Here is a 4,478-nt window from a genome sequence, read left to right as displayed (position 1 = left end):
CTCTCGCGCGGCCCGACGAAAGGCTTCAGGGGGGCGCCGGCGTGTGCGCGCGGACCCCCACGGTGGGGCCCCCGCGCGACAGACGCGGGGGGGGCGCCCTCGTCGTGCGGGTGCGGGTGTGGCCGCGCAGGCGTTTTCTCAGCCGTAGATGCTGTGGCAGAGGCGGGCCTGCTCCGAGCCCGCGGGCCAGCGGCCGACGCGTTCGGCCTGGTCGCAGATGCCGCCCGGGCCGAGGGTGGGCAGCGCCGCGCCGGTAGCCGGAGCCGCCGGGGTGGCGCCGGCCGGGGCGGGGGCGCCGTGGGTCGATGGCGAGGGGCGCGCGGTGCGGCCGGGCTTCGGGTGCGCGGTCGCCGCGTGCTGGGCGTCGGCCGGCTCGTCCTCGTTCGGCGCGGCCGCCGCCGTGGCCGTGGCCAGGGCCGGGGCCGGTCGGGCGCGCTCCGGCGTGGGCGGCGGGAGCGGGGACGGCGCGGGTGTGGTGGGGAGCGGCGAGAACGCGGGCGGGTCCGGCGCCGTCGGGTCGGACGCGGAGGGGGAGGTGTGTGGCAGGGCCACCACGTCCAGTTCGTCTCCCGTCCCCGGCCCGCACATCGCCAGGACGGCGGCGAGGACGGCGACCGTCCCGACGGTCGCGGCGGCCCACACCTTCCGCGACCGCCGCGACGCCGGTGCGGGCGGCCGAACGGGGGCCGGCGCGAACGCGGTGGGTACCGGGGGTGGCTGCCAAGCGTCCTGCGGCCACTGCCACTGTCCTCCGGTGGACTGCCCAGTCATGTTGTCGTCCTTCCAGCGCCGAACCCCCCGTCGAATCCCCCGCCATGCCTTCCCCGTGCTCAACGAGCGCGCCGACGCCGGGACATGACCCGGAAGAGGGGTCTGGAGGGGCGCCGATTGCCGCCGCGCCACATGCTGGGGGGCATGGAGACCAACAGCACGTCCAAGCACCTGGTCGAGGTGGCCGACTTCCGGACCGACAGCCGCTACCGCCTGGTCCACTTCGAGGGCCACGGCTGGGAGCCGCTCGCCCCCGAGGAGTTCGAACCCCGGATCCACCAGCTCTTTCCGGACCTCGACCCGCGAGATCCGGTCCGCGTCCACTGGGCGGATCGCCCCTGGGAGTGGCCCCTCTGGCACCCCGGCGAGGCGTGAGCCGCGCTTTCGTTACGCTGTCCGGGTGAGCGTGGATCATTTCTGGCGCCGCCTGCCCGGCCAGGAGGTCGACACCTGCTCGCCGACGGAACTCGGCGAGCTCGTCCCCGACCGGCAGGACGTCCGCTACGGCCAGCTGGCCTCCGCCGGACTCCTCCTCGGCGTGCGGAGCACCGCCCGGCTGATGGAACTGGCCCTCACCGAGAACGGCCTGCACCCCGACCCGGCCGCCCGCCTGCCCGTGTACGGCGGCGAGCGCCGCGAACCCGACGCCGCGCAGACCGATCCGCTGGTGCTGAGCCCCGCGCAGGTCGCGGCCGCCTTCACCTTCCTGCGCGACTCGGCGCTCGGCGAACTCGTGCGCCAGCAGGACACCGTGCTGGCCCGGACGGTCGCGCGCCTCGGGTACCCGACGCCGTGGTCCGAGACGTGGGCGACCCGGGTGGTCGCCGACCTGCGGGAGCTGCGGGACTTCTTCGCCGACGCGGCGGCGGCCGGTGACGCGGTGGTCGTCCGGGACCGGAAGGCATGATCGGGGTGACCGGGGCGGCGGACACGAACGGGGTGGACGAGTTGGACGAGTTGGACGGGGTGGAGGACGTGAACGGGATGGACGGGGTGGACGAGGCGGAAGGCCTGAACGGGCTTTCGAGCACTGCCGGTTACGCCGAGGCGGCGGAGGAGCTCGCCGTCCAGTACGAGAGCGTGACCTTCGCCGAGGTCCACGCGGACCTGCTGCACAGCTACCCGCCCCCGCCCGCCGCCGTCCTCGACGTGGGCGCCGGCACCGGGCGGGACGCGGCCGCCCTGGCCGCCCTCGGCCATCCGGTGGTGGCCGTCGAGCCGACCGCCGAACTCCGTTCCGTCGCCGAGCGGTTGCACGCGGGCTCCGGTGTGCGCTGGGTCGCCGACGAGCTGCCCGAGCTGCCGCAGCTGAGCGCCGGCACCGAACGCTTCGACCTCGTCCTGCTGACCGCCGTCTGGATGCATCTCGCCCCCGCCGAGCGGGCGTTGGCGATGGCCGCCCTCGGCCGGCTGCTCGCCCCGGGCGGGCGCCTCGCCCTGACCCTGCGCCACGGCCCCGTCCCGCCGGGCCGCCGGATGTTCGACGTTCCGCCCGAGGAGACCGTCGCGCTCGCCGCCGCCCAGGGCCTGCGGCTGCTCCACCGCGCCGAACGCGGCGACCTGCACGGCCGGTCCGGCGTCCGCTGGACGAGCCTGGTCTTCGGGTAGGTCGCCCTCCTGGCGTCCGGGCCGCGCTCGCGCGGTGCGGGGGTCAGTTCACGTCGACATTGTCGAAGAGTTCGAGCATCTGCGTGAGGACGTGCACGCAGGCGGTCAGGTCGGCGTCGGTCAGCTCGCCGCCGACCTGGCGGAGCAGGGCGTGCTCGCGGGCGCTCGCCGCGGAGACGGCGGCCCTGCCGTGGCCGGTCAGCCGGATCAGCGAGGATCGCTGGTGGGCGGGGTTCGGGGTGATCTCGACCAGGTCCAGGGCTGCCGCGTCGTTGACCATGCGTTGCACGAACTGCCTGCTCAGTGCCTGTGCACGGCCCATCTGAGGGACGGTCATGGGCCCGTGTTCCGCGAGCAGGAGCAGTACGGCGCGCACGCCGACGGACAGCCCCTCGATGGGAGCCGCGAGTTCCACCGTGCGGAGCACCCGTCGGTACAGCGGGCCGACCAGGTCGAACACGTCCATGAGCCGGTGGGCGAGGACGTCGGGCGGGAGCGGGGCATCGGTATCGGTCACCCCGCCATCATGACACCCGGGTTGCCAATCCCTGCCGTGGAGGAACCGCGTGGAGGGAACCGTTCGCCGCCGCCGGCTGAACCGCCCCGGCGTCCTGTGCCGGGCTCACCGGGGGGGGGGGGTCACCGGGGCGGGGCGCCGAAGTCCTCGGCGACCAGCCGGTCGGCCCAGTGCCGGAGGGCCGGGGCGAGGGGCGGGTGGACCAGGCCGGCGGCGGTGGCGAGGTGGTCGGCGGAGGTGGTGTCGTAGCGGTCCTCGGAGAGGAAGCCGAGGGTCTCCGGGTCGGCGCCGGTGAGGGCGCGGGGGAGGCGGCGGACGATGGCGACGGGCGCCAGGCCGCGGGGCGGGCGGACGCCGAGGTGGGCGGCGAGCAGGGCGATCAGGTCCGGGAGGACGGGGGTGGCGGGGTCGAGGACGGTGTGGGCCACCACGGCGGAGCCGTCGGGGGTGGGAGTGGCGTCGGGGGTGGCGGAGCCGTCGGGCGTGGGGGTGGCGGCGCTGTCGTGGGCGGGGACGGCGGCGAGGAAGCGGGCCAGGTGGTCGACGGTGACCACGGGCAGGAAGGTGCGGCGGGTGCCGGGCAGCAGCGGCAGGCGGCTGCGGTGGAGCTGACGGACGAGCTGGGCCAGGCCCAGGTACTGGCCGGCCTCGCCGGTCCGCGAGTGGCCGATGACGCTGCTGGGGTTGACGGTGGTGAGCGGGACGCCGAGTCGGGGCGCGGTGACCCGGACGGCGGCGTCGCCGAGCAGCTTGGAGGCCTCGTACGCGCCGAGGCGTGTGTAGGCGGCGGTGGTGGCGCGGGGGCTGGGCGGGTACTGCGGCTGCGGGTCGCGGCCGACGCGGTAGCCGGAGAGGTGGACCAGGCGGCGCAGCCGGGGCCGGGTGGCGGACCAGTGGAGGGCGTGCAGGGCGCCGTGGACGTTGGCGGGTTCGGCCTGGGCGCGGGTGAGGCCGAACTGGTAGCGGGCGGCGAGGTTGTGGACGTCGCGGACCTCGGTGAGCCGGGCGTCGTCCTCGGGGGAGAGGCCGAGGCCGGGGCGGGTGAGGTCGGCGGCGACGGTGGTCAGCGCGGTGTCGTCGGCGCCGTGGGTGCGCAGCCAGTGGCGCAGCTCGGTGTCACGGCCGGCGCCGCGCACGGCGGCGGCCACGGGCTCGCCGCGGGTGAGGAGTTCGAGGACGAGCCAGCGGCCGAGGAAGCCGGTGGCGCCGAGGACGAGGGTGTGGGGCGGTGGCGGGAGGGGCGGCATGTGGCAACTCCTGGAGCTGGAATCTGTAGACCGGTCTGCATATTTTTCGGACACGAGAAAACTCGGGCACAGGAGAATTCGGGCACAAGGAATCGGGAGGAGGGGCGGAGGCGCGCACCGGTCGGCGGCAACTCCGCTTCCGCGAAACCCTATGGGGTGCGGGCGGCCGGCTTGGCGCCGAGCAGGTGGCGGACGGCGTGCAGCGCGTGGTCCAGCGGCTCGCGGCTGCGCCGGACCGACGCCAGCAGGACCGCGCCCTCCATCAGCGCGAGTGCCTGCCCGGCCGCCGTCGCGGCCTCGGCCGGCGGGGAAGCCGAGGCCGCCCGCCCGGCGGC

The 4,478-nt window shown here is 75.9% G+C and carries 7 protein-coding genes; 3 read left to right on the top strand and 4 right to left on the bottom strand.

Annotated features, from left to right (window positions below):
• Positions 1-138: 138 nt before the first annotated feature.
• Positions 139-642 (bottom strand): hypothetical protein, encoded by a 504-nt coding sequence (locus tag ACFV61_RS12355; protein ID WP_380491478.1) that lies wholly within the window; start codon positions 640-642, stop codon positions 139-141.
• A gap of 273 nt (positions 643-915) precedes the next feature.
• Here ACFV61_RS12355 and ACFV61_RS12350 point away from each other — a divergent pair, with 273 nt between their 5' ends.
• The 3 genes from ACFV61_RS12350 to ACFV61_RS12340 are packed head-to-tail and all read left to right on the top strand — an operon-like array spanning position 916 to position 2,379.
• The gene (locus tag ACFV61_RS12350; RefSeq protein ID WP_063350865.1) at positions 916-1,146 is read left to right on the top strand and encodes a hypothetical protein; all 231 of its coding nucleotides are present in this window, start codon (positions 916-918) and stop codon (positions 1,144-1,146) included.
• 25 nt (positions 1,147-1,171) lie between these two features.
• Positions 1,172-1,678 (top strand): hypothetical protein, encoded by a 507-nt coding sequence (locus ACFV61_RS12345; RefSeq protein WP_159398314.1) that lies wholly within the window; start codon positions 1,172-1,174, stop codon positions 1,676-1,678.
• Positions 1,675-2,379, top strand: a complete 705-nt coding sequence (locus ACFV61_RS12340) for a class I SAM-dependent methyltransferase (RefSeq protein WP_380491476.1) — start codon at positions 1,675-1,677, stop codon at positions 2,377-2,379. The genes ACFV61_RS12345 and ACFV61_RS12340 overlap by 4 nt, the downstream gene beginning before the upstream one ends.
• 43 nt (positions 2,380-2,422) lie before the next feature.
• On the opposite strand, the gene ACFV61_RS12335 is transcribed toward ACFV61_RS12340, so the two are convergent.
• The 3 genes from ACFV61_RS12335 to ACFV61_RS12325 form a co-directional block, all read right to left on the bottom strand.
• A complete protein-coding gene (locus ACFV61_RS12335; protein ID WP_380371456.1) occupies positions 2,423-2,896 on the bottom strand; it encodes a MarR family winged helix-turn-helix transcriptional regulator in 474 nt (157 codons plus the stop codon).
• A gap of 122 nt (positions 2,897-3,018) precedes the next feature.
• Positions 3,019-4,143, bottom strand: a complete 1,125-nt coding sequence (locus ACFV61_RS12330) for an SDR family oxidoreductase (protein WP_380491475.1) — start codon at positions 4,141-4,143, stop codon at positions 3,019-3,021.
• 149 nt (positions 4,144-4,292) lie between these two features.
• A partial coding sequence (locus ACFV61_RS12325; RefSeq protein ID WP_380491473.1) for a hypothetical protein occupies positions 4,293-4,478 on the bottom strand: 186 nt, incomplete at its 5' end.

It is taken from the genome of Kitasatospora sp. NPDC059817 (assembly GCF_042731835.1).
Taxonomy (GTDB): Bacteria; Actinomycetota; Actinomycetes; order Streptomycetales; family Streptomycetaceae; genus Kitasatospora.
Note: the sequence above shows the minus strand (reverse complement) of the source record. Positions and strands in the feature narration are given on the sequence as shown.